General features: G+C 70.3%; 20 protein-coding genes. 5 read left to right on the top strand and 15 right to left on the bottom strand.

Going from position 1 to position 22,052, the window contains the following annotated elements; all coding sequences use genetic code 11:
• The first annotated feature begins 30 nt into the window (after window positions 1–30).
• Window positions 31–2,229: a ferrous iron transport protein B gene (gene feoB, locus ETAA1_RS19875; RefSeq protein WP_145241522.1), complete on the top strand. Its 2,199-nt coding sequence runs from the start codon at window positions 31–33 to the stop codon at window positions 2,227–2,229.
• Between the two features lie 27 nt (window positions 2,230–2,256).
• Window positions 2,257–2,427, top strand: a complete 171-nt coding sequence (locus ETAA1_RS19880; RefSeq protein WP_145241524.1) for a FeoB-associated Cys-rich membrane protein — start codon at window positions 2,257–2,259, stop codon at window positions 2,425–2,427.
• A gap of 10 nt (window positions 2,428–2,437) precedes the next feature.
• On the opposite strand, the gene ETAA1_RS19885 is transcribed toward ETAA1_RS19880, so the two are convergent.
• From ETAA1_RS19885 to fusA, 6 genes are all read right to left on the bottom strand, one after another.
• Entirely contained in the window at window positions 2,438–4,120 is a 1,683-nt protein-coding gene (locus ETAA1_RS19885; protein WP_145241526.1) for a DUF4175 domain-containing protein, read from the bottom strand.
• 14 nt (window positions 4,121–4,134) lie between these two features.
• The gene (locus ETAA1_RS19890; protein ID WP_145241527.1) at window positions 4,135–4,809 is read right to left on the bottom strand and encodes an anti-sigma factor family protein; all 675 of its coding nucleotides are present in this window, start codon (window positions 4,807–4,809) and stop codon (window positions 4,135–4,137) included.
• 6 nt (window positions 4,810–4,815) lie between these two features.
• On the bottom strand, window positions 4,816–5,373 hold the full coding sequence (locus tag ETAA1_RS19895) for an RNA polymerase sigma factor (RefSeq protein WP_145241530.1): 558 nt from the start codon (window positions 5,371–5,373) through the stop codon (window positions 4,816–4,818).
• A 94-nt stretch (window positions 5,374–5,467) separates the two neighbouring features.
• Entirely contained in the window at window positions 5,468–5,737 is a 270-nt protein-coding gene (locus ETAA1_RS19900; protein ID WP_145241531.1) for a hypothetical protein, read from the bottom strand.
• Between the two features lie 75 nt (window positions 5,738–5,812).
• The gene (locus ETAA1_RS19905) at window positions 5,813–6,409 is read right to left on the bottom strand and encodes a peptidylprolyl isomerase (protein ID WP_202920277.1); all 597 of its coding nucleotides are present in this window, start codon (window positions 6,407–6,409) and stop codon (window positions 5,813–5,815) included.
• A gap of 156 nt (window positions 6,410–6,565) precedes the next feature.
• The gene (gene fusA / locus ETAA1_RS19910) at window positions 6,566–8,725 is read right to left on the bottom strand and encodes an elongation factor G (RefSeq protein ID WP_145241533.1); all 2,160 of its coding nucleotides are present in this window, start codon (window positions 8,723–8,725) and stop codon (window positions 6,566–6,568) included.
• A 381-nt stretch (window positions 8,726–9,106) separates the two neighbouring features.
• Here fusA and ETAA1_RS19915 point away from each other — a divergent pair, with 381 nt between their 5' ends.
• Window positions 9,107–11,098, top strand: coding sequence for a DUF1549 domain-containing protein (locus ETAA1_RS19915; RefSeq protein ID WP_145241535.1), 1,992 nt, complete (start codon window positions 9,107–9,109; stop codon window positions 11,096–11,098).
• Window positions 11,099–11,180: 82 nt separating this feature from the next.
• Here ETAA1_RS19915 and ETAA1_RS19920 read toward each other — a convergent pair whose 3' ends face one another.
• The gene (locus tag ETAA1_RS19920; RefSeq protein WP_145241537.1) at window positions 11,181–12,374 is read right to left on the bottom strand and encodes an SH3 domain-containing protein; all 1,194 of its coding nucleotides are present in this window, start codon (window positions 12,372–12,374) and stop codon (window positions 11,181–11,183) included.
• A 102-nt stretch (window positions 12,375–12,476) separates the two neighbouring features.
• Here ETAA1_RS19920 and deoC point away from each other — a divergent pair, with 102 nt between their 5' ends.
• Complete coding sequence (deoC, locus tag ETAA1_RS19925) at window positions 12,477–13,157, top strand: deoxyribose-phosphate aldolase (RefSeq protein WP_238389260.1); 681 nt, start codon at window positions 12,477–12,479, stop codon at window positions 13,155–13,157.
• A gap of 290 nt (window positions 13,158–13,447) precedes the next feature.
• On the opposite strand, the gene ETAA1_RS19930 is transcribed toward deoC, so the two are convergent.
• The 5 genes from ETAA1_RS19930 to ETAA1_RS19950 all read right to left on the bottom strand — a co-directional run bounded on the left by ETAA1_RS19930 (window position 13,448) and on the right by ETAA1_RS19950 (window position 18,370).
• The gene (locus ETAA1_RS19930; RefSeq protein WP_202920278.1) at window positions 13,448–14,524 is read right to left on the bottom strand and encodes a tetratricopeptide repeat protein; all 1,077 of its coding nucleotides are present in this window, start codon (window positions 14,522–14,524) and stop codon (window positions 13,448–13,450) included.
• A 128-nt stretch (window positions 14,525–14,652) separates the two neighbouring features.
• Window positions 14,653–15,159, bottom strand: a complete 507-nt coding sequence (locus ETAA1_RS19935) for a carboxypeptidase-like regulatory domain-containing protein (protein WP_145241540.1) — start codon at window positions 15,157–15,159, stop codon at window positions 14,653–14,655.
• Window positions 15,160–15,265: 106 nt separating this feature from the next.
• Window positions 15,266–16,300, bottom strand: a complete 1,035-nt coding sequence (locus tag ETAA1_RS19940; RefSeq protein ID WP_145241542.1) for a DUF1559 domain-containing protein — start codon at window positions 16,298–16,300, stop codon at window positions 15,266–15,268.
• 174 nt (window positions 16,301–16,474) lie between these two features.
• The gene (locus ETAA1_RS19945; RefSeq protein WP_145241544.1) at window positions 16,475–17,749 is read right to left on the bottom strand and encodes a tetratricopeptide repeat protein; all 1,275 of its coding nucleotides are present in this window, start codon (window positions 17,747–17,749) and stop codon (window positions 16,475–16,477) included.
• Window positions 17,750–17,752: 3 nt separating this feature from the next.
• A complete protein-coding gene (locus ETAA1_RS19950; protein ID WP_202920279.1) occupies window positions 17,753–18,370 on the bottom strand; it encodes a TlpA family protein disulfide reductase in 618 nt (205 codons plus the stop codon).
• 427 nt (window positions 18,371–18,797) lie between these two features.
• Between ETAA1_RS19950 and ETAA1_RS19955 the strand changes: the two genes are divergently transcribed.
• Window positions 18,798–19,532, top strand: a complete 735-nt coding sequence (locus tag ETAA1_RS19955; protein WP_145241548.1) for a C1 domain-containing protein — start codon at window positions 18,798–18,800, stop codon at window positions 19,530–19,532.
• A gap of 80 nt (window positions 19,533–19,612) precedes the next feature.
• On the opposite strand, the gene ETAA1_RS19960 is transcribed toward ETAA1_RS19955, so the two are convergent.
• The 3 genes from ETAA1_RS19960 to ETAA1_RS32210 form a co-directional block, all read right to left on the bottom strand.
• Window positions 19,613–20,200, bottom strand: coding sequence for a hypothetical protein (locus tag ETAA1_RS19960; protein ID WP_145241550.1), 588 nt, complete (start codon window positions 20,198–20,200; stop codon window positions 19,613–19,615).
• A 366-nt stretch (window positions 20,201–20,566) separates the two neighbouring features.
• A complete protein-coding gene (locus ETAA1_RS19970; protein ID WP_145241555.1) occupies window positions 20,567–21,589 on the bottom strand; it encodes a hypothetical protein in 1,023 nt (340 codons plus the stop codon).
• On the bottom strand, window positions 21,586–22,047 hold the full coding sequence (locus ETAA1_RS32210; protein ID WP_202920280.1) for a terminase small subunit: 462 nt from the start codon (window positions 22,045–22,047) through the stop codon (window positions 21,586–21,588). The genes ETAA1_RS19970 and ETAA1_RS32210 overlap by 4 nt, the downstream gene beginning before the upstream one ends.
• Window positions 22,048–22,052 lie beyond the last annotated feature (5 nt).

Consider the following 22,052-nt stretch of genomic DNA (forward strand, 5'->3'; position numbering starts at 1 on the left):
TTCCGACGGCTGACGCCGCCGGCTCGGATGATGACCACCATCAAGACGCTCACTGTCGCGCTCGTCGGCAACCCGAACGCCGGAAAGTCGACGCTGTTCAACGCCCTGTCCGGGCTGCGGCAGCGCGTCGGAAACTACCCCGGCGTCACCGTCGAGTTGAAGAAGGGCCGCCTCGACGCCGGCGAGACGCCGGTCGAGCTGATCGACCTTCCGGGCACGTACAGCCTGGCGGCCCGCAGCCCGGACGAGATGGTCGCCGTCGACCTGCTGTTGGGCCGGCGCCCGGAAGAACCGCGGCCGGACGTGGTGGTGTCCGTCGTGGACGCGACCAACCTCGACCGCCACCTCTACCTCACGAGCCAACTGCTCGACCTGGGCGAACCCGTCGTCGTCGCCGTGAACATGACCGACGCGGCCGCGGCGCAGGGCGTCCGCATCGACTACGAAAAGCTGTCGCGGGAACTCGGCGTGCCCGTGGTGCCGATCCAGGCGAACAAGGGCGTCGGCCTCGACGTGCTGACGAGACGGATTCTCACCGCCGCGGGCACCGAGCCTCCGCGCGGGCCGGCCTTCCCCGTCGAGTTCGAGAAGGAAGTTGCCGCGCTGCAGCCCGCGCTAAGCGACGTGCCCGGCGTCCTCGTGCGGCGGTTGATCCTCGACGTGAACGGCTACGTCGAGCAGTGGCTCGTCGGCACCCAGGGGGACGGGCTGAAGGCGCGGCTGGCCGACGCCCGACAGCGGCTCGCGGCGGCCGGCCACCCGGTTCCCGCGGTCGAGGCGCGGACGCGCTTCGGCTGGGTGCGAAACGCCGTCGCCGCGGCCGTGACCAGACCCGCCGTGCGGCCGACGACGTGGACCGACCGGCTCGACCGGGTACTGACGCACCGCGTTTGGGGCACCCTGGCGTTCCTGGCCGTGATGTTCCTGGTGTTCCAGACGATCTTCACGTGGGCGAAGCCGCTCATGGAGACGATCGACGCCGGCCGTGAGTGGGCGGCGAAGGGCGTGGAAGGGTCGATGGACCCAGGCCCGCTGCGGGCGCTGCTCGTGGACGGCGTCGTGAAGGGCGTCGGCAGTGTGGTCATCTTCCTGCCGCAGATCCTGATCCTGTTCGGCTTCATCGCCGTGCTGGAAGACTGCGGCTACATGGCCCGCGCCGCGTTCCTGATGGACCGGCTGATGAGCCGGTGCGGGCTGAGCGGCAAGTCGTTCATCCCGATGCTTTCGTCGGTGGCGTGCGCCATCCCCGGCATCATGAGCACGCGCGTGATCGAGAATCGTCGCGACCGGCTGACCACGATCCTGGTCGCCCCGTTGATGAGCTGCTCGGCCCGGCTGCCGGTGTACGTGCTCCTCATCGCCGCGTTCCTGCCGGTGAAGTCGGACGAGAATCCCGACGGCTTCGGCTGGTGGGTTCCGGGGCTGACGCTCTTCGCCATGTACCTCATCGGCTTCGTCGCCGCCCCGGTGGTGGCGCTGCTGTTGAAGCGGACGCTGCTCCGCGGCGCGACGCCGGTGTTCGTGATGGAGTTGCCGGCGTACAAGCGGCCGACGCTGCGGGCGGTCGTGCGGCGGATGGTGGAAGCGGGCTGGGCGTTCGTCCGCCGGGCGGGCACGGTCATCCTCGCGGCGATGGTCCTGATCTGGGCGTCGCTGTACTTCCCGCACACCGACGCGGCGGGCGTCTCCTACGAGGACCGCGTCGCCGGTGCGGAGGCGAAAAAGGACGCGGCCGGCGAGGACGAGGAGGCGGTCGCCGCGGCCGAGAAGGAGCGGAACGCGATCAACGGCGAGTGGAAGCGGAACAGCTACCTGGGCCGCGTCGGGCGGGCGATGGAGCCGGCGTTCGCGCCGCTGGGCTGGGACTGGCGGATCGGCACCGCGGCGATGGCGAGCTTTCCCGCGCGCGAGGTCGTGGTCGGGATGCTCGGCATGGTGTACGACGTGGGCGAGTACACCGGCGAGGACGGCTCGGCACTCGCGGAGGTGATGCGGAAGGAGTGGGCGGCGAGCGGCGCGGCGGCGAGCTACCCGGTGCCGGTCGCGTTGTCGCTGATGGTGTTCGTGGCGCTGTGCCTCCAGTGCGTCTCGACGCTCGCCGTGATGCGCCGCGAGACGGGGAACTGGTGGTGGCCGGCGTTCACGTTCGCGTACATGACGGGGCTGGCCTACGTCGGGGCGCTGGTGACGTTCCAGGTCGGGCGGTTGGTCGTGGACGCGATGAAGTGAGCCGGGCGCGCCGAACAGGGGGACGTGATGCAACTCGCTGCCGTGATCGTGATCGTGAGCCTGGCGGCCGGCTACGTGCTGCGGTCGGCCTGGCGGACGGTCGTGGGCCGCAAGGCCGGTTGCGGCTCGGGCTGCGGGAAGTGCGCCGCGCCGGTGGTACCGACGGTTCCCGGGCGTATCTCGCTCCCGCTTGCGTGACAACCCGCTGTCACTTCAGCGGCCGCACCGGCCGGATCCGCACGGCCAACCGCACGCCCGTCTCCGTCCCGCGGACCACCACGTCGGCCCGCTCCACGGGTTCGAGCAGCACCATCAGTTGGTCGAACGTGCGGCCGGCGTCGGCGTCGCCGAGCACCCGCGCGAGTGCGTCGCGGTGCTCGCCCAAGTACGCCCCCAGCGCCCGCCCCGAGAGTCGGGCGATCACCGCCTCGCCCGCCGGGGGCTCCGCGTCCGACGGCGGGCGGAAGCGGCGGACCGCGTCCGGGGTGGTGGCCAGAATGAGGTACCCGCCCTTCACCGCGAACGCCGGCCGTACCCCCGCCGGGAACGCTTTCTCGCCGCTCAGCGTCGTCACCCGGCCGTCCGCAGTCACTTCGTCGTCGATCTCGATCTGGTCGGCGTGCTTTGCGTTGTACGCCACCCGCGCCGCCGCGAACCCGAAGCCCACCGCCCGCTCGACCGCCCGCGTCACGTCGGCGTCCCCCTTCAGCCGAACCGCGCCGACGAGTACGGGCAGCGGCCCGGCCCCCGCCGCGGGCGGCTCCGCCCACACGGTCCAGTCGGGGCCGAGCGCTTCCAACACCCGTGGCAACCGGTCCCGCCCCAGCACCGGGCCGAGGTAGCTGCCGAGCGTCGAATCGATCGCCGCGCGCCCGGGCTCGGGCAGCACGGCCCGCAGCGCCTCCACCGCCTCCGCGGCCCGGAAGCGGACTGCGACCGCGCCGAGGGCGTGGTCCGGCACGGCCGCCCACAGCGCCGACGGCGCGCGCCCGCCGGTCAACCACGCCCGCGCCGCCGGCGCCAGTTCGCCGGGTCGGAAGTCGAGCGCCACGCCCGCCTCGATCCCTTCGCCGAGCGTCAGATAGATTGCAGCCGCGTCGAGCGCCCGCCACGCCTCGCCGAACCGCCCGAGGAACGCCCGCTCGTCCGCGCCCGCGGCAGCGGTCTTGGCGGCGAGTTCGGCGTCGAGCGGCCGCGGGTTCACCAGCACGACGACGACCGCGTCAGCGACGCCGAGCCGGCCGAGCTTCGCCGCCAGCGCCGGGGCGCGGTCGGTGGGCTCGGTGCGGTCGCGGTCGATGACCGCCCTCACGTCGGCTTCCGACCGCGAGAACGCGAACACGCCGTTCCGCAGGGTGTAGAACTCGTCGGTACCGTCTGTCCGGCGGCGGACGTGGTACGCGGCCCCGCCGTGCTCGCGGCGCTCGACCGCCTTGAGCTCCCCGTCGCGCGTCTGGAGGTCGTTCAGCCGCTCGACCAGTCGCGACAGCGTCGCCGGAACGCGCGGGCGGATCAGGATCACCATCCGCTCGGCAGCGGGGTTGTTGGCCGGGGCTGGTGAGTACGCGAAGCCGACGGCGTCGCCGAGCACGTCGGCCGCCACCTCGTCCGGCGTCGTGCCCAGCGCGGCGAGGGCCGTCCGAAACCCGTCGCGGGCGTCGCCGAACTTCAACCCCGCAGCCACTGACTGGCCGAGCGGCGTCGACGGGAACCACGCCGCGAATGGCGACCCCATCACGGCCTTGGCGTGTGACGCGCCGTTCTGCACCAGGCCGACGACGGCCGCGTCCGGCGGCACGACGCGGAGGAGGTCGTCGCGCGGGGCGGCGGTCGACGGCGCGGCCGCGACCAGCGCGACGGCCAGCGCGGCGAGAGAGCGGACCCGCGTCATGGGGAATCCGTGGCTCAGGACTTGGGGCGGGCCGACGACGAGAACACGTTCACGTCGCGGAGCAGCCGGCTGAACGCCTTCTGTGTCGTGCCGGCGACCGGTTCGAGGCCCGTGCGGGCGGCGGCGGGAAGCTCGGCGATCGACGCCGCGGCGGGGGCCACGGTGTCACCCGCCGGCGTCGGCATCGGCGGGAACATGGCGTCGGCGATCGACGCGAGCACCTTCGGCGCCGCGGCCGCGGGCTCGGTCAGCGGCCGCGACGACTCGCGGAACGCGTCACCCGCCTTCGCCAACTCGGCCGACACCCGCACCGGCGGCGCGGACCGCGTCGCCTCGACGACCACCTGTCGATCGGCAGTTGAATTGAGCAGCCACGCGGCGACCAGCAGCGACGCGGCGACCGCGAACCCGGCACCAGCCGTTGCCAGCAACCGTCGGCTGCTCGGTTCCGGGCGGTCGGCACGGACGGCCGCCAGAACGCCGTCTGCGAACCCGGGCGGCACCGCGATCGGTTCCGGCGGCACTGCCAGCGCCGCGAGCAGTACCCGCGCTTCGGCCACGCGCGCCCGGCAAGCGGCGCACGTGAGCACGTGGGCGTCGGCGTCGAAGTCGGGGCGGTGGCCGTCGAGCACGGCTTGAATCGCCGAGCCGACGCGGTCGCAGTCGGCGATCGGAAGCGGGGCGGGCATGTCAGATCACCCGGTCGGGCGTGTCGGGGCGTCGTCGGGGACCAGGCCGCGGGTGCGGAGGCGTTCCATCAGTTCGAGGCGGGCGCGGTGCAGCCACGTCTTCACGGTGCCGACCGGCCGACCCACGGCCTCCGCGATCTCCTCGTACGGCCGGGCGTGCTCGTGGAACAACACGAACACCGCCCGGTAGTCCGGCCGCAGGGCGTCGACCGCGGCGCGAAGTTCGGCGGTGAGTTCGCCGCTGTCGTCCTCGGGGCGGTGGTCGGCCGTCTCGTGGAGGTAGTCGGCCAGCTCCGGCCCCTTTGCCCGCTTCGCGGCCCAGGTGCGGCAGCGGTTCACGGCGATGCCGAGAATCCACGGCCGCAGCGGCCGCGACTCGTCCCACCGCCGGAGGCTGCGGAACACGCGGAGGAACACCTCCTGCCCCACGTCTTCGGCGTCGTGCGGGCTGCCGAGCAGCCGCGTGCAGAGGCCGAACACGTCCGCCTGGAACCGCTCGACCAACGCGCGCTCGGCGGCGGGGTCGCCGGCGAGGCACCGTCGGACCAGGGCGGCGTCGGACACGGGCGGCCCTCTACCGGGACTTACCCGAATGAGGCAGGTTGAGTTTCAACGGAAGTGATTCGCTCGGCGGGCGGCAGTATTGGGCCGGCTCGGGTCACCGGCCCGTGCGCTCGATCGCCTCGCGGAGCAGGTCGATCGCCTCGCGGACGCTCGTCTGCGGCAGCGGCTTGCCCCGCTTCTCCAGTTCCTCGGAGAACCGAATGGCCGTCTCCTGCATCCGCTCGTGCGTCTCCTCCGAGCCGCCGACCAGCACCATCTCCTCGGTCTTCGTGACGCGCTTGTGGCCGTCGGTGTTGTCGAGGCCGACGCCGAGGATGCCGCCGACCGTGGGCTCGGCTTTGCGGCGGCTCTTCTTCTTCGCCATGACCGGTTGCCTTCGCGGGGTGGGGACGGGGGGCGGGCGCCGCCCGACACCCCCATTCTACCCGCGCTTCGGCCGCTACTTCTTGTCCGCCCGGCGGATCGACTTGATCGTCACGTCCTCGACCGGCACGTCGTCGTACCGACCCTTCCGGCCGGTCTTCACGGCCTTGATGCGGTCCACGACGGCCATCCCCTCGACGACTCGGCCGAACACCGTGTACCCGGACGGGTCGGCCTGGCCGCGGTCGAGGAACTTGTTGTCGCCGACGTTGACGAAGAACTGGGCGGTGGCCGAGTCGGGGTCGGGGGTGCGGGCCATGGCGAGGGTGCCGCGGGCGTTGGTGAGGCCGTTCCCGGCCTCGTTCTTGACGCCGCCTTTGGTCGGCTTCTCCTTCATGGCGGCGTCGAACCCGCCGCCCTGGATCATGAAGTCCTTGCCGCTGTTCTCCTTACCGATGACGCGGTGGAAGATCGTGCCGTCGTAATGCTTGGCGTCGACGTAGTCGAGGAAGTTCTTGACGGTGAGCGGCGCCTTGTCGGGGTACAGCTCGACCTTGACCGCGCCCATGCTGGTGTCGATGACGACGACCGGGTTGGCGCCGGGCTGCGACATGGCGGTGGCGGCTCCGAGGGTGAGGAGAATGCAGGCGGCGGCGAGCCTGTACGCGAGCATGCGGTCGGCCTCCGGTGGGTGGGGCGGACCGAGTGCCGCCCGGCGGGTGCAGTTTACTCACTGCGCCGGATACTGACGCGGACACCCAAATGAAAACCGGCGGCCTTGCGGCCGCCGGTTCGCGTTCCCGTGCAACGCCGCAGGCGGCGCTACGGGTTACTTCTTCGCGTCGGGCTTCGGCAGGTCGGCCAGTTCCACCGACACTGGGGCGTAGTGGCTGAACTCCATGCTGAAGCTCGCCTGGCCCTTCGTAGCGCTGCGGAGGTCGCTGGTGTACCCGAACAGGTTCGCCAGCGGGATCTTCGCCATCACCTGGGCCACGCCCTTGTCCTCGCTCGTCTCCTCGATGATGCCGCGCTTCGACGCGATGTTCCCGCTGATCTGCCCCTGGTAGTCCTTCGGGCTCACCACCACCACCTTCATGATCGGCTCCAGCAGCTGGATGCCGGCCTTGCTCTCGGCCTCGCGGAAGCACTCCAGGGCGCACAGGTAGAACGCGTCCTGCGACGAGTCCACGTCGTGGTACTTGCCGAAGTGGAGGTCGAACTCCAGGTCGACGAACGGGAACGGGTACTTGTACCCCTTCTTCGACGCCTCCCGCAGACCTTCCTCGACGCTCGGGATGTACTCCTTCGGGATCGCCCCCTGGCTGATGCTGTTCACGAAGTACACGTTGTTCGGGTCCGGCTTGATCTTCGGGTCGCCCAGCTCCTCGATCTCCTTCACCTTCTCCTCGATCTGCTCCGGCGTCAGCGGCGAGAACTTCACGTCGATGACGGCGAACTTGCCGCGGCCGCCGGTCTGCTTGGCGAACTTGTACTGGAAGTCCACCATCTTCGCCAGGCACTGCCGGTACGCCACCCGCGGCCGGCCCAGGGTGATCTGCTTCGTGTCCTCCTGGGCCACGCCGACGGCGCGCTTCAGCTTCTCGATCGAGATTTCCAGGTGGAGCTCGCCCATCCCGCTGATGATCGTGTCCTTCGTCTCCTCGTCGGTGTGCGTCTTCAGCGTGGGGTCGTCGCGCACGAGGCGGTTCAGCGCCTCACCCACCTTGCCGGCGTCGAGCGTCTTGGCGAAAGTCAGCGCCTGCGAGATCACCGGCTTCGGGAACTGGATGGCCTCCAGCGCGATCGGCTGGTCAACATCGCACAGGGTGTTCCCCGTGAACGTGTCCGCCAGGCCCATCGCGGCCACGATGTCGCCGGGGCCGGCCTTCTCCAGCGAGATGCGCTTGTCGCCCATCATCCGGTAGAAGCGGGCGATGCGCTCCTTCTTGCCGTTGATGACGTTCAGGTACGTCTCGCCCGGCTTCATCTCGCCGCTGTAGACGCGGATGTAGACCAGGTCGCCGTTGCTCTCGGCGACGGTCTTGAACGCTAGGGCGCTCATCGGCTCCTTGGCGTCCGGGGCGCGCTTCAACGCCTCCTTTGTCTTCGGGTGTACGCCGTCCACCGGCGGCCGGTCGAGCGGGCTCGGCAGGCAGTCCACCACGAGGTCGAGCAGGTGCTGCACGCCGTGGAACATCTTGCTGCTGCCGCAGTGGACGGGCGTGAAAACGTTCTCCAGCGTCCCCTTGCGGAGCGCGGCGCGGATCATCGGGATCGGCACCTCCTTGCCGTCGAGGATCAGTTCGGTGACCTCGTCGGACGCGGCGGAGAGGCCGTCGAGCATCTGCTCGCGGCGCTTCTCGGCCTCGGCCTTGTACTTCTCCGGCACGTCCACCGTGAAGAACTTCCGGTTCGTCGGGTCGGTCAGGTCGCGGGTGATCAGCTTCATCTCGATCAGGTCCACGATCCCCTCGAGCGCCGAGTCCTGTCCGGCGGGGATCGTGACCACGACCGGGTTGGCGTGGAGCTTCGTCTTCATCTGCTCGACGCAGGCCCAGAAGTCGGCCCCCATGCGGTCGAGCTTGTTGACGTAGGCGACGCGCGGCACCTTGTACTTGGTGGCCTGCCGCCACACGGTCTCGCTCTGCACTTCGACGCCGCCCTTGGCGCAGAACACGCCGACGGCGCCGTCCAGGACGCGCAGGCTCCGCTCGACCTCGGCCGTGAAGTCCACGTGGCCGGGGGTGTCGATGATGTTGATGGCGATGTCGCCGCCGGACCGGTCGGCCCAGTCGATGGACACGGCCGCCGAGTTGATCGTGATGCCCTTCTGGCGCTCGAGCGGGTCGAAGTCGGTCGTGGTGTCCCCGTCGTCGACGTCGCCGACCTTGTGCTTGGTGCCGCTGTAGTACAGGATCCGCTCCGTGGTGGTGGTTTTACCCGCGTCCACGTGCGCCATGATCCCGATGTTGCGTACTTTGTCGAGCATCTGATTCGGCCGGTCGGGGGCCGCCGGCTCCTGCTACGGGGAAGGTCGGTCGCGCCCGGGGCCACACGGCCCGGGGGTTCTGGAGATAGAGTGTTCCGGGGGGCGATACGGTTCGGCCGGCCGGGCGGAACGGGGTCAATCGTTTATCGTAGTGTCGGCCGCACCCGCGTCCAGAGTGGGGTTCGTGAAGGTCCGGCGGTGGTCGATTCGGGAACTTTCCGCGGCCGGCGGCGTCGCACCCTCAGGGCTCTCCCCGCACGGCCGCCGGCGCTGGAAAAACTCTGGCACGGGCTTCCGGGTTTGCTCTACACTGAAACAACTAACCCGCCACGTCCCGGGCCGAACCCGCCCGCCGACCCGATCCTCACGGGGGTAAACCGGATGAACCGCCTCACCCTCGCCCGCGCAGCCGCCGCGGGCGGGCTCCTCGCCGCCCTCGCCGTCGGCACCGCCGCCCAGCAGCCGGCCGCGAAGTCCGAGGTGCCGACCGGCCCCGCCGCCCTCCAGGTGGTGAAGATCAACGAGTACATCCAGAAGGGCTACGAGTCGGCCGGGATCAAGCGGCCGGCCGACAAGGCCACCGACCACGAGTTCTGCCGCCGGGTGTTCATCGACCTGATCGGTCGCATCCCGAGCATCGAGGAGGTCGTCGACTTCGAGCGGGACAAGAGTTCCGACAAGCGGGTGAAGCTGGTCCGCCGGCTCATGCACGACAGCGACTACCAGCCGAAGAACCTCAACGGCGTGCCGGCGTTCAGCGAGTACCTCGACGGCAACGGCAAGAAGCAGAAGGAAGCCCTGAAGTTCAACTACAAGCAGGAGTACGCTGACCACTGGGCCGAAATCTGGACCGTGTGGCTGATGTCCCGCAGCGGGCACCAGACGTACCGCGACCAGATGCGCGTGTGGCTGGAGGAGAAGTTCGCCAAGGACACGAACCACAAGGAGATCGTCACCCGCCTCCTGACGGCAACCGGGCAGGTCGGCGGCGGCCTCCCCACCACCGAGAAGGGGTGGACGTTCAAGGAGAGCTACGCCGCGAACTTCCTGGTCCACCACCTCGGCGACCCGGTAAAGGACGACAAGGACAGCGGCGACGTGAACGAGAAGATCGAGGACGGGGCGTTCGACGCCGTGCCGATCACGTCGCGGTCCACCAAGCTGTTCCTCGGCCTCCAGACGCAGTGCGTCCAGTGCCACGACCACCCGTTCAACAAGGAATGGGTGCAGAAGGACTACTGGGGCGTGAACGCCTTCTTCCGCCAGACCGTCCGCAGCGCCACGCCGAGCGGCCCGCCGGTCGGCAACAACGCGAAGATGGCCAACGCCACGTCCGTGACGCTGACCGACGACCCGTCGCTGAACCCGAAGATGATCGTGAAGTACGACAAGCGGAACGGCGCCCGCGACGGCACCTTCCCGGTCATGCTCAAGGACTACGACGCGGCCCTGAACGGCCTGAAGTCCACGAAGATGCTCGCCGGCACGCCCGAGGGCGGCAAGACGCGGCGCGCCCAGCTCGCCGAGTGGATGACGACGCACGACAACTTCGGCAAGGCGTACGCCAACCGGATGTGGGCGCACTTCTTCGGCCGCGGCCTGAACAAGGAGCCGTCGGCCGACGACTTCGGCAGCAACAACGAGATCGTCCACCCCGAGCTGTTGCAGTACCTCGGCGACGAGTTCGTGAAGTACGGGCACAACCAGAAGGCGCTGATGGAGTGGATCTGCACCAGCGACGCGTACTCGCTGAGCCACGTGGCGAAGAAGGAGTATTCGGACATGAAGTACGAGCCGTACTTCGCCCGGATGCCGCTGAAGGCCATGTCGCCGGAGGTGCTGTTCGAGTCGCTGATGACGGCGACGAGCCCGCGGAAGCTGACGCCGGCCGCGAAGAACGCCCGGATGGACGCCCGCGACGCCTGGATGCGGAAGCTGGTCCGCCAGTTCGGCGACGACGAGGGGAACGAGCTGAGCTTCAACGGCACGATCGTGCAGGCGCTGCTAATGATGAACGGGGCCGAGTTGAACAACGAGATCGGCACCGGCCGCGGCGCCGCGCAGCAGAACATCGTCCGCGACCTGCTCGGGAAGAACGGCGCGGCCCCGGTCCGGATGTACGACGACCTGTTCCTGCTAACTCTAAGCCGCCATCCGACGCCCGCCGAGGTCGCACGGCTGGAGGAAGTTCGGGCCGGCAAGGCGGCCGTGTCGCTCGGGCCGCCCACGGCCGCACCGAAGGGTAAGGGTCCGGCCCCGAAGGGCGGCGGGCCGGTCGCGTACGCCTCGGGCGCGGCCCCCGGCGACGAGAACTTCTACCGCGACGTGCTCTGGGCGTTGCTGAACACGAACGAGTTCATGATCAACCACTAACCCCGTAGTCTGTCGGGGGCCGTGAAACGACGCAGCCCGGGGAGACATCCCCGGGCTGCGTCGTTTCACGGCCCCCGACAGACTACGGGTTCGGGTTCACGTCCGTCGCCACGATGTACGGCTTCGACAGGTCGCGCCGCGTAAGCGTCGCGCCGTACACGTCCACCCGGCGGTTCGCGTACCGGTCCAGATCGACGCCGGGACCGCCCACCACGTAAGTCCGCACCACGCCCGGCGACGACTCCAACGCGTACGTCCGCCGGCCATCCAGCGCCAGCGCCGACCGCGTCAGCATGCCGACGCCCGACCAGCGCGGCGCCGCGTCCGCGGCCGAATCCTTCGGCTGCGGCGTCACTGCCGGCGGGGGCGCCTTGCCGGTGTTGCCGACCGGCGGCAGCAGCGTCGGCCGGTCCTCTTTCGGCAGGTCCGTCGCGCGCCCGGGACCCGGGATCGAAACCGCGGGTGCTGTGACGCCGGTGCTGCCGGTCCGCCGCCGCTCGCGGATACCGTGGATGCGCGTGTAGCACAGGTTCGCCAAGTCGTGGTCGCCGTTCGGCTCGTTCATGAGCCGGGCCAGCTGGAAGAAGAGCCGCTCTGCGTCCTCGAACCGGCCGTCCTTCTCGGCCGCGTCGGCCTGCGCCCACAACGGGTGGTTGCTTCCCGCCTTCGACGCCGGCTCCGTCCCGACCGCGGCTGCGGGGAGCACGCCGCTCGACGCCGGCGGCGTTACCGCTGGCAGGCCCGGCGGGGCGGTGTCGCGGACGACGAAGCTGGTGTTTGCCGGCCCGGCCGCGTGGACCGCCGACTTCGGCACGTACCGGTAGTCGCCGGGCACCGGCAGCACCGGATACCAACTCTTGCCGTCGAACGCGGCCTTGTCGCCGATCACCGTCAGGATCGTCCCGGCCGGCACGCTGACGCGGCGGACCTCGGCCAGCGGCTGCGCCAGCCCCACCTTCCCCGGCGCGAGTGTGACCTCGGCCTGCGTCGTCACGTCCTGCGGGGCCTTCCGCGACGGGTCGTAGTCCACGAGGGCCATGGGCACCCAGCTGACGGACCGCGGTGCCTGGACGGCGACCCAACCGTTGCCGGCGTCCTCGTGGACGACGAGTTCGGTGCCGCGGGCGAGGCGGCCGGTGTTCGGGAAGCGGTCGCTGGGGCCGGCGTAGAGCGTCACCTCCGGGTCGGCGACGACCGCCCGGTACGGCAGCGTCTGGGCGACGGCAGAGGCCGGCAGGGCGGCCAGAACGAACCCGGCCAGGGCGGCGCGGCGCATGCTCTCCTCCGTGGGACGGGCGGCACCTGCATAGCACGCCCGCCCGCCCCGTCAAGCTCGCCTATACTGCCCCCGTCCCCTGTCCCCGTTCCCGGGTGCCCGATGCCGACGCTCGCCGAACTGGCCAAGATGTTTGACCACTCGCTCCTCCAACCGCACCTTACCGACGCCGACCTGGAAGCCGGCTGCGCCCTCGCCGCCGAGTACAAGGTGGCGTCGGTGTGCATCAAGCCCTACGCCGTGCCGCTGGCCGCGAAGCTCCTGGCCGGCACCGGGGTTTTCGTCAGCACCACCATCGGCTTTCCGCACGGCGGCCACCTCACCAAGGTGAAGGTGTTCGAGAGCGAGGCCGCAATGGACGACGGGGCCGTCGAGCTCGACATGGTCGTGAACGTCGGCAAGGTGCTGAGCGGCGACTACGGCTACGTGGCGGCCGACGTAACGGCCGTGGTCGACGCCGCGCACCGGCGCGGGGCCAAGGTGAAGGTGATCTTCGAGAACGCGCTGCTGAAGGACGAGCACAAGAAGGAACTGTGCCGCATCTGCGGCGACGCCGGGGCCGACTGGGTGAAGACAAGCACCGGCTACGCCGAGAGCGGCGCGACGATTGACGACCTGAAGCTGATGCGCGCCTTCAGCCCGCCGCACGTGCAGGTGAAGGCCGCCGGCGGCGTGCGATCGTTCGACACGCTGATGGCCGTGCGCGAGGTGGGCGTAACGCGGGTGGGGGCGACGGCGACGAAGGCGATTCTGGAAGACGCGCGGGCGAAGTTAGGGCTTTGAACGAAACCGGCCCCGGGGATCAACCCGGGGCCGCCGGCCTGTCGAGGGCATGAATCGGGCGGGATCCGTTACCGCGCCCGACTGGGGTGAGGGGTCGAGTGCGGTCGGCGCCGGCTTCCCGGCGACCCGCCCGTTCCCGTCACCACCTCGCACCCCCGCACCGGGGACCCGGGTCGTCTCCGAACCTTGTCACCGTGAAGGCGATGAAACAATAGCTCGAGGCGAGCTCGCCGCCAACCCCAAAACCACGCCCGCCCGCGCATTCACAGGACCTTCGCGTTCGGCCGGCGTCACCTCGTCCGGCACGCGGCGGCCGCGGCCCGCCACAGTGCGGCCAGCTTCGGCTCACCCAGCGTCTCCGTTACCGTCGCCAGTTCGAGCCGCACCGCCGCGTCCCACGGTCGGTCCATCGCCTCGCGGGTCAGCGTCGTCGCCCGCTCAAGGGCCTTTCGGAGTTCCTCGGCCCTGGCCGCGGACCGGGTCGCGTCGGCGGTGCGGCCGGTGGCCGTGTACGCCTGCGCGAGCAGGAAGTGCGTCTGGTAGTCCGCCGGCAGCCGTGCCGCCGCCGCCTCGAGTGCGACGACCGCCGCGGGTGCGTTCCCGTCGTCCAGGTGTAGCTGTCCGCGAAGCCGCAGGAGCGCGCCGTCGGTCGGGTGCTCGACGATCGCCCGGTCCGCAACCGCGACGGCGTCGGCCCGGCGGGCCAGCCCCCGCAGCGCCTCCGCGCGAGCCAACTCGCCTGCCGGCCCGGGAGCGGGCGGCCCGGCGTCGAGCAGCGCGAGCGCGTCCGCGAACCTCCCGGCCCGGACCAGCACGTCCGCGAGTTCAACGACGACCTCGCCACGCGCCGGTTCGGCCAGGCCCCGCCGCATCGACTCGCGATACGCCGCCTCCGCGGGCTCGTAGCGGTTCAAGTCCTTGTTGATCAGCCCCATCAGCCGGTGCGGCCGGGCGTCGGCCGGGTCGAGCCGGGCGACGGCCTCCAGGTGCTCGACCGCGGCGGGCATCTGGCCCAGGTCGTAGGCCACGGCCGCGAGCGCGCGCAGAGCGTCGATGTTGTCCGGCTCGGAGTCGAGGACGTGGTTGAGAACCCGGTCGGCCTCGGCGAGGTTGCCGAGCGCGAGGAGGCAGCGGCCGACTTTCGCCGCGGAGCGGAGGTGGAACGGACTCTCTCGCTTGATCTCGCTGAGGGCGCCGAGCGCAAGGTCGGGCCGGTCGGTCGCCAGGAAGTACTCGCCGCGCAGGACGGCGGCGTGGTCGCCGGCGCCGGCCGCCTCCAGCCGGTCGATCGCCCGCGAGGCCGCAGCCCAGTCCCCGGCGCGGACGGCCTCGTCGCCCCGAGCGAGCACGTAGTCGGGGCGCGTCACCCGGTAGCGCCAGCCCCCGACCGCGGCCGCGGCTATCACGAAAGCCGTGAGAACGAGCCACCCCCGCCGGGCGCGACGGCCGGGCGGGGGCGGGGCGGGTTCCGGCGGTGGTACGACCGGATCGGGAATCACTTCTTCTTCTCGAGCTTCAACTCGACCGGCCCGCTCACGGGCACCTGGACGGACAGCGGCGTCGACGTGGGCGACGAGTAGATCGGGGGCAGGTCGCCGATGTCGACCTTTTCGGCCTTCGCCTTACCGTAGATCGGCGGCGCTCCGTCGGCCGACTTGGCGACCTTGTCGCCCTTCATCTTCTCCAGGTAGGCCTTGTCCACCTTACCGCCCGCTGCCGGGTCGCCCGGTGCCTGGCCTTCGACGATTTTGGTCCGCGTCACCATGACCTTGTAGGTGCCGGGCGGGATGCCGGGCTTGTTGTCGTACTCCAGCGTGAACTTGCCGCTGTCGTCGGTCCGCCCGGTCGCCATCTTCGATCCGGTTTCGTTCGTAAACACGACCGCCGCGCCATCGACCGGGGTGCCGTCGTAGGTCACCGTGCCGCTGACGGGTGTTAGCTTTTCGCCGCACCCCGCGACCAGGCCGGCGGTGAAGGCGAAGAGGAGGAAGGGCCGTCGCATGTGGGTGTGTCCGTGTCGGTCGGGTGTTTGGAGAGAAACCGAGCCCGGGCGGGCAGGCCGCGCCGGGCTCGGGTAGGTCGTCCGGTGTGTCGGAGACCCGCGACGCTTACGGGGGGGAGACGGGCTGGCCGTCGTTCCGGCAGCCGAGGTACTGGTACGTGCGGATGTCAACGGTCTGAGTCAGGAAGCGGACACTGCCGTCACCGAGGACGAAGTTGGCCCCGCCACTGTGCTTCGACTTGAAGCCCCAGGACGTATTCCAGTTGCCGATGTTCTTGGCCGGAACGCTGCCGCAGCGGCCGGCCCGGTCGGAGGTGTCGAAGTTGATCGGCACGTTCGTCCCGTGGTGGGCCACGCCACCGTTGAAGTGCGTCCACGAGCCGTCCCAGTAGTGGTCGTGCTGCTCGGGGAGGACTTCGCCGATCATGATCGTGTTGGAGAGGCCGTCAGTCACGGAGGCGAACTTGATCTTGGCCCCGAGTCGGTTGTACAGGCCGCGGATGTCGGCCTCGCCCCACGCGTTGCCGTGGTCCGGGCTCTCGGCGTAACCGGGGTGGGTAATGCCACCACGGTTGCAGTTGGCGATGTAGATGTCCGCGCCGCAGCCCCCGGCCATGCATTGCGGGCCAGCGCTGCCGGCGTAGTTGGTCATCCGCCAGTCGGAGTTCCACGCGTCGCTGGGGCAGCGGTAGGTGCTGACGATGCCGCTGCCGCCGGAGAAGTTCGCGGCGGCGCGCAGCTTGCCGGCCGAGTTGTGCACCGTCTCGGGGGAGCCGCCGAACGAACTCATCAGGTTCCACAGACCCATCTGCTCCATGTAGGGGAGGCTGTAGGTCAGGAACGAGCCGCGGTCGTCACCCCAGTCGCCGGTCTGGGAGCCGGGCTGGCCCATGAACGGCCCCATCTGTCCGCCGGGCGGGAAGCGGCCGTTCGTGTCGTTGTAGTTGTGCTGGGCCAGACCCAGCTGCTTCAGGTTGTTCTGGCACTTCGCCCGGGAGGCGGCCTCGCGGACCTTCTGGACCGCGGGCAGCAGCAGCCCGATCAGGATGGCGATGATGGCGATGACGACAAGTAGCTCGATCAGCGTGAACGCGGCCTTGCGGGCCGGGCTGCCACGCGAGTGGGAACGGATCGCTGTCATGGCGAACCTGCGAGTTGGGAGAATAGAGCGCGCAGCGGGAGAATCCGCTACATGAGACAATCACCTAACGCGACACGCGTGTCAAGAGGACGGGCGAAAAATGCGCGAAGTTTTTCCCGGATTCAAACCCCTGCCCGGCTGGGCTTTACAGGCAATGTTCAGTGGCATTCACGGTCAAGGTGATGATCCCGCATGGTGGGCGGCGGCGAGCTCCGGCCGGTGCGTACGCGTGTAGTAATCGGCGAGCAACCGGTGGGTCGGGCCGTGGTCGGGCCGTACGATCAGCGCCGACTCGAGCCAGCGGACGCCTTCCGCGTCGCGGCCGTTCCGGAGGAACAACTCGCCCATCTCCCGGCGGAGTTCAGGCTCGGCCGGGTTTGCGGAGATTCGGCGGCCGAGTTCGCGGACGCGGGCCAAATCGTCGCGGAGTTGCTTCCAGCGGGCCTCAGCTTCGGCCGCTTCCTCCGGCGAGCCCGCCTGCTGGAGGCAACGAAGCAGCGTGAACCGCGCCTCCAGGTCGGACGCGTCGGCGCCGACGGCCCGGCGGGCGAACGGCAGGCCTACGGCAGCCCGACCGCGGTCGAGGTCCAGCCGGGCCCGGTGCGTCAGCACGGTCGCCGTCGCCGCGGGCTGAGCGGCCGCCCGGTCGAGGACCGAAACCGCCTCGTCGGTCCGCCCCTCGGCCTCGAGCGCGGCGGCGCGGAACCGGAGCACATCGGGATCGTCCGGAGTCGCGGCCTGAAGCCAATCCAGATGCGGGGCGATTTCCGCCGGCGGGCGCCGGGCGTCGAGCATCATCCGCACCAGGCCGAGCCGGGCACGGCGGTCGTCGGGAATGGCAGTTACCCACGCGGCGAAGGCGGTCCGGCACGCCTCGCGGCGTTCCAGCCGTTCGAGCACATCCGTTCGCGCCGCCCAGGCCCGCGCGTCGGTCGGTGCCAGTTCCACCCACTTTGCCGTCAGCCCGTCGGCCTCGGTGATGCGGAACTGGGCCAGGTACCCGGTGGCGAGTACGGCGAGTGCGTCCGCGGCGTTCGGGTCGGCCCCCCCGGCGAGTTCGCGGAGGGCCGGTTCGACGGCGGAGAAGTGCCCGCCGTTCACGGCCGCCTGAAGGGCGCGCTCCCCGCGGACGGCCGTGGCATCCCACCCGTAGCGGTCGGCCTCGTCGAGGTGACGGGCGGCGGCAGCGCGGTCGCCGGAGCGGCGCGCCGCCACGGCGGCGAGGAAGTGAGCCTCGGCGTCGTGCGGCCGGGTGGCGAACGTCCGGGCGAGGTGGCCGCGGGCCGCGGCGGGGTCGCCGGCGGCGAGGGCCGCGCGGCCCTGCGTTAGAGCCCGTCCGGCGAGGAGTTGGTCGGCGACCACCCAGCCGCCGGCGACGAGCGTGACGAGGACCACGCCGAGGACGCCGAGCGTCTGTCGGCGGGAGAGGCGGGCGGGAGGCGTGGCCATCGGTTACGGCTTTTCGAGGGCATCGAGCTGGGCGGCAATGGCGGCGTCGACGATCTTATTCCAGTCTCTCGGCGGCGTGTGGTTCATCCGCATCCGCTGGTCGGTCCAGCGGACGACGCCGTCCGGGCCGACGAGGTAGATGGTCGGGGCGACCTGGTAACCGACCCCTCGCATGCCAGTGCCGACGCCCAGGCGGATGATCGTGTCGGTACTCATCAGGTAGCCGTTGGCCCACGGGATGCGAGCTCTAGAAACGTACTGGCCGACCATGTCGTCGGGCATGTTCGTGAGGCCGACGAACTGCACGCCGCGGGAGGAATACTTCTCGTAGAGCCGGACCAACTGCGGGGCGGAGTTCTTGCAGAACGGGCACCACTCGGCCCAGACGTCGACGAGGAGGAGTTTCTGCCCCGGAGCCCCGACGGCCGGGGGCGGGCCGTTGATCCACCCCTTCACCTCGAGCGGCGGGATGACATCGCCCACTTTGAGCTGCGGGGTCGGCGGCACCGGGGTCGTCACTTCGGGCACGTCGTCGGCGATGTTCCCCTTGCGCGGTGGGGGCGGCGCCGGCTCGCACCCGGCGGCGAGCAGCGCGACAGCGAGGACGACGGCGGCGCGCACGGCAGGCTCCGACGAACGGTACAGGTGAAGGGATTATCCGCGTGTGGGGGCGGAAGTTCAACGGTGGCGTGGTGTGGCGTTCAGAAAGGACGAGACCCCCGGGGTCGCCGGGGGTCTCGCGAATAGCGGGGGCCGGAATTGAACCGGCGACACATCGCTTATGAAGCGGACTCAAACGGACCGGCTGGGACGCGAGAACGCCTGCAAACGAAGGGATTTTACACCGAATCCGCCCCGTTGCAAGGCGGTAGTTACCGCGCATGAATCGCTTGGAAATGCGGTAATAGCGGGGGGATGTGCGGTAGAAGTGCGGTAGCAAATTCGCGGCGGTCCAGGTGGGTGATTGACCGACGGGCCGGGTTTCGTGTCCGGTTTCCGAACCGCGGCTCGTACAGCCAGTAGGTGCATCCCCCATACTGGACCGCTCATGTCCCGCCCCGACTCGGCCGCACTCCGCGGCGATGTCCGCCGCCTCAACACCCGCCTTTACTTACTGACCGTCCGCCAGGGCGCCCGGCGCTTCCTCGACCTCTTCCGGTTCGGCGACGGCGCCGCGGAACGGCTCGCGGCCGCGGCGGTCGTCGGGGCGGTTTTCTTCCTGGTCATCATCGGCGTGTCGATGGCGACAGGGGCGCCGATCGGCTACGGACTCGGAATCGGCGGCGCCGCGCTGTTGGTCGCGTGGGGTACAAGTGCCGTGTTCGTGTTCGGGCCGGCCGACAACGTGATAGCCGCGCGGGCGGACCAGACCCGCGCGACGCTCCTCGACACGCGGCTGGAGTTGCGGGAAGCAATCGCGGAGGAAGAGGAGGCCGCCGAAGATGAGGAGGACCGCCGGCGCCGTCGGGCGGCGAAGCCGGTGCCGTGCGACTACTGCGGCAGCCCCGTCAGCCGGTGGGCGCTGAAGTGCCGGCGCTGCGGCGAGTACCTCGACGCGGGCCTGCGAGATGAGCGGGAGCGGGCCGGGCGTCGGCAGAGCTTCTACCCCGGGGCCGCGTTCCTGAGCTGGCTGTTCCCGGGGCTCGGCCAGATGGTGAAAGGGCAGGTCGGCCGCGGGCTGGTGTTCCTGGTTGCCGAAGTGATCGGCTTGTTCTTCTGTCTCGTCCCGGGGGTCGTCATTCACCTCATCAACATCTTTGACGCGGCGGTCTACAACGAATGACCTTTCGGGTAGTGGGCATTGGGCAGTCGTACACTCTGGAAATGAGGAAGGGAGTCAGGGGGTTGCGGGCGGGGAAGGAGTCACCACGCCCAATTCCGCGTGCAAGCTACGGCGAGTAGTGGCAGAAGGAGAGACGCAACCGCACACCCAAAACACCAAGTCGCATTATCCACCAATTCGCCCTTTCGGCGGATGACGACCCGAAGCATGGCGGCAGATAGGTTCCACTGCGGAATCAAATAGGCACGGGCTTCCGCAGCGGTGGCGTTCTGCTCCGCTCGGCGGGCCAATCGTATCGCTGATGGCAGGGTGTAGACCGGTTCGGACTTGCGGCAACGGGCAGCAAACACGAGCGCGGCAACCGCGAACAGGATCGTCGGCACTGCCGCAGCAGCGACCGCGGGATGAACGGCGGCTGTGGCCGCGGTGTTCACCGTACCGAACGCCGCGAGGCCGGCACCCGCCCCGACGTAGCCGATGATGGCCCCGGCCTTCGCGTCGAGCGCGTCGAAGGCAGCCGCCGTCAGTTCGTATGCCTTGCGTGCGTTCTCCTCCACCCATGCGTAATCGACCCCCGGCTTCGGCGTGAAGTCCTGAACGAACTGGATAGCCGCGAGTGCGGCGGGGTCGCCTGCGGCGTCCGCGGCGAGATCGGCTGGGACGCTCATTCCCACTCCCGCGGGATGGACTTCACGATCTTCTCCGGCCAATCCGAGTCCACCGGGGGCGGCGACGGAGGGGGCGGTGGAGGGGGTGACGGGGAGCTGGGTGGCGGTGGCGATGACGCGGCCTCCCGAGCACGCATGGGCTGTTCTCCGAAACGACCAAGCCGGGGCAAGCGACGAGGTGGAGAACGCCCTCTCGTTGTTTGCCCCAGCTTTATCGCGGGTAATTACTCCGCGGGCCGTTGCCGGATTGTACCACGCCGGCTGACGCAAGACACTCGCCATCATGCACCAGTGACGCGACGCCTTTCGGGCGATACGTCTCGCCCCCTCATTGCGGAACAAAGCCACGCACCACCCGCGTCCCTTTTACGCCTTGGGTAACTCGGTGTCCGAGGTGAACGTGACGTTGAGTGCCGTCGGTGGCGCGACTGCCTGTCCGGCTCGAATCGCTTGGAGCCTTTCGATCTGGCCGAGGGTGAGTTGGAGCTGCCTGCCGAGGTGAGCCTCGACCCGCATGACCCGCTCGGCCACGTCCGCCCCCGGGAGTAGTGCCGCGTCCGCCCGCCACCGCGGGCCGAACTCGGCACGGGCCACCAGCGCCGCCTCGGCCGCCCGCCTCGCGGCTGCGTCCCGCATGGCGTCCGCCCGCACCGTCGCCGCGTGGCGGGTCACGGTCGCCACCACCCGGGCCGCGGGACAGCCGATTCGGTTGGCGTAGTAGTCGAGCCCGGCGCGCACGAGCCCCACCGTCCACGTCACGTCATCGACCCGCCGGCAGTCCGCCCCGATCCGCTTTAAGAACGTCGGCTCGGCGGCCGGGAGGGCGTCCCGCCCCATCCCCTCGGCCATCTCCCAGCCGAGCCGGAACACCAGTCGGGCCACCCCGGCGGGGACAGGTTCCGCCGCCGGCGTGTCGGCCAGCCGGCCGAGGAGACTCACGAGTTCATCGGCAGCGCCGGCGAGCGCCTCGGCCGTCGTCGCCAGCCGCCGGGCGTCGGCCAATCGCTCCGGGTCGCGCTTGTAACCCTTGAGGTGGAGGAAGGCGGCCGCCGGGGATTCCTCAACCGGCTCGGGGACAGCCGAGCCGGCGACCGCGGCCGACAGGGCGCCGGCTTCGTGCCGCGTCACCCGCCGCATCCGCCAGAGGGTCAGCGCCACCCGCTCGGCCAGGGCGAGCTCGAGGGCGCCGACCGGCGCCAGGGATGCCACCACCCCGGCCCGGTGCTCCTCCCACTCGTCCGGGGACTCACCCGGCACCAGTGCGGCCCCCGAGAACAGCCCGTGTCCCAGCGCATTCAGGGCGACGGCCGCCTTGCCCGCGTCCGTCCGCGGCCCGGTACTCTGGACCGCGTTCGCCCTATTCGCAACCAGCCGGCGCTCGGTCGTCATGCCGTTGCCTTTCGTTGTTGTTTGCGGCGGGCGCCCGCCCGCCGGCCGGTCATCCCGAGGAGCTTGGCCAGGAGGGCCAGCGCCCGCCCCTTGTCCCGGAACGTCACTTCGAGAACCTCGGCCGTCCCGTTCGGCTCGACCCGCACCCGGATGCGGTGGACGGCCCGGCGGGCGGTCGGCGGTATGTGAGCCATGGGCAGCAGCCGGAGCCCCGGGCCGGTCGGGTCGAACAGGTCCGAAAGGTCCGAGAACGCGACCGCGGCGAGTTCCTCCAGCACGCGCCGCCGGGTCGCCACCGCCTGCTGCTCCAGTTCGGCGCGACCGTCCGCTACTGCCTTCCAGACCTCAGCATTCCTCAGCAGCCGCGAGCCGTTCGCGGCCGCGGTGGCGGGTGCGGGCGGCGCGTAGGCGGTGCGGTAGGCGCGGGCCGCGTTCGGATCGGTGAGGTACTCGGCCACGAACC

The organism is Urbifossiella limnaea (assembly GCF_007747215.1).
Classification (GTDB): domain Bacteria; phylum Planctomycetota; class Planctomycetia; order Gemmatales; family Gemmataceae; genus Urbifossiella; species Urbifossiella limnaea.

Bases quoted from the DNA above. Each gene is read 5' to 3' on its own strand.
- ETAA1_RS19945 (WP_145241544.1), bottom strand. From the start codon at position 17,749: ATGGCCACGCCTCCCGCCCGCCTCTCCCGCCGACAGACGCTCGGCGTC.
- deoC (WP_238389260.1), top strand. From the start codon at position 12,477: ATGCCGACGCTCGCCGAACTGGCCAAGATGTTTGACCACTCGCTCCTC.
- ETAA1_RS19955 (WP_145241548.1), top strand. From the start codon at position 18,798: ATGTCCCGCCCCGACTCGGCCGCACTCCGCGGCGATGTCCGCCGCCTC.
- fusA (WP_145241533.1), bottom strand. From the start codon at position 8,725: ATGCTCGACAAAGTACGCAACATCGGGATCATGGCGCACGTGGACGCG.
- ETAA1_RS19915 (WP_145241535.1), top strand. From the start codon at position 9,107: ATGAACCGCCTCACCCTCGCCCGCGCAGCCGCCGCGGGCGGGCTCCTC.
- ETAA1_RS19970 (WP_145241555.1), bottom strand. From the start codon at position 21,589: ATGACGACCGAGCGCCGGCTGGTTGCGAATAGGGCGAACGCGGTCCAG.
- ETAA1_RS19960 (WP_145241550.1), bottom strand. From the start codon at position 20,200: ATGAGCGTCCCAGCCGATCTCGCCGCGGACGCCGCAGGCGACCCCGCC.
- ETAA1_RS19940 (WP_145241542.1), bottom strand. From the start codon at position 16,300: ATGACAGCGATCCGTTCCCACTCGCGTGGCAGCCCGGCCCGCAAGGCC.
- ETAA1_RS19900 (WP_145241531.1), bottom strand. From the start codon at position 5,737: ATGGCGAAGAAGAAGAGCCGCCGCAAAGCCGAGCCCACGGTCGGCGGC.
- ETAA1_RS19880 (WP_145241524.1), top strand. From the start codon at position 2,257: ATGCAACTCGCTGCCGTGATCGTGATCGTGAGCCTGGCGGCCGGCTAC.
- feoB (WP_145241522.1), top strand. From the start codon at position 31: ATGACCACCATCAAGACGCTCACTGTCGCGCTCGTCGGCAACCCGAAC.
- ETAA1_RS19935 (WP_145241540.1), bottom strand. From the start codon at position 15,159: ATGCGACGGCCCTTCCTCCTCTTCGCCTTCACCGCCGGCCTGGTCGCG.
- ETAA1_RS19905 (WP_202920277.1), bottom strand. From the start codon at position 6,409: ATGCTCGCGTACAGGCTCGCCGCCGCCTGCATTCTCCTCACCCTCGGA.
- ETAA1_RS19890 (WP_145241527.1), bottom strand. From the start codon at position 4,809: ATGCCCGCCCCGCTTCCGATCGCCGACTGCGACCGCGTCGGCTCGGCG.
- ETAA1_RS19920 (WP_145241537.1), bottom strand. From the start codon at position 12,374: ATGCGCCGCGCCGCCCTGGCCGGGTTCGTTCTGGCCGCCCTGCCGGCC.
- ETAA1_RS19885 (WP_145241526.1), bottom strand. From the start codon at position 4,120: ATGACGCGGGTCCGCTCTCTCGCCGCGCTGGCCGTCGCGCTGGTCGCG.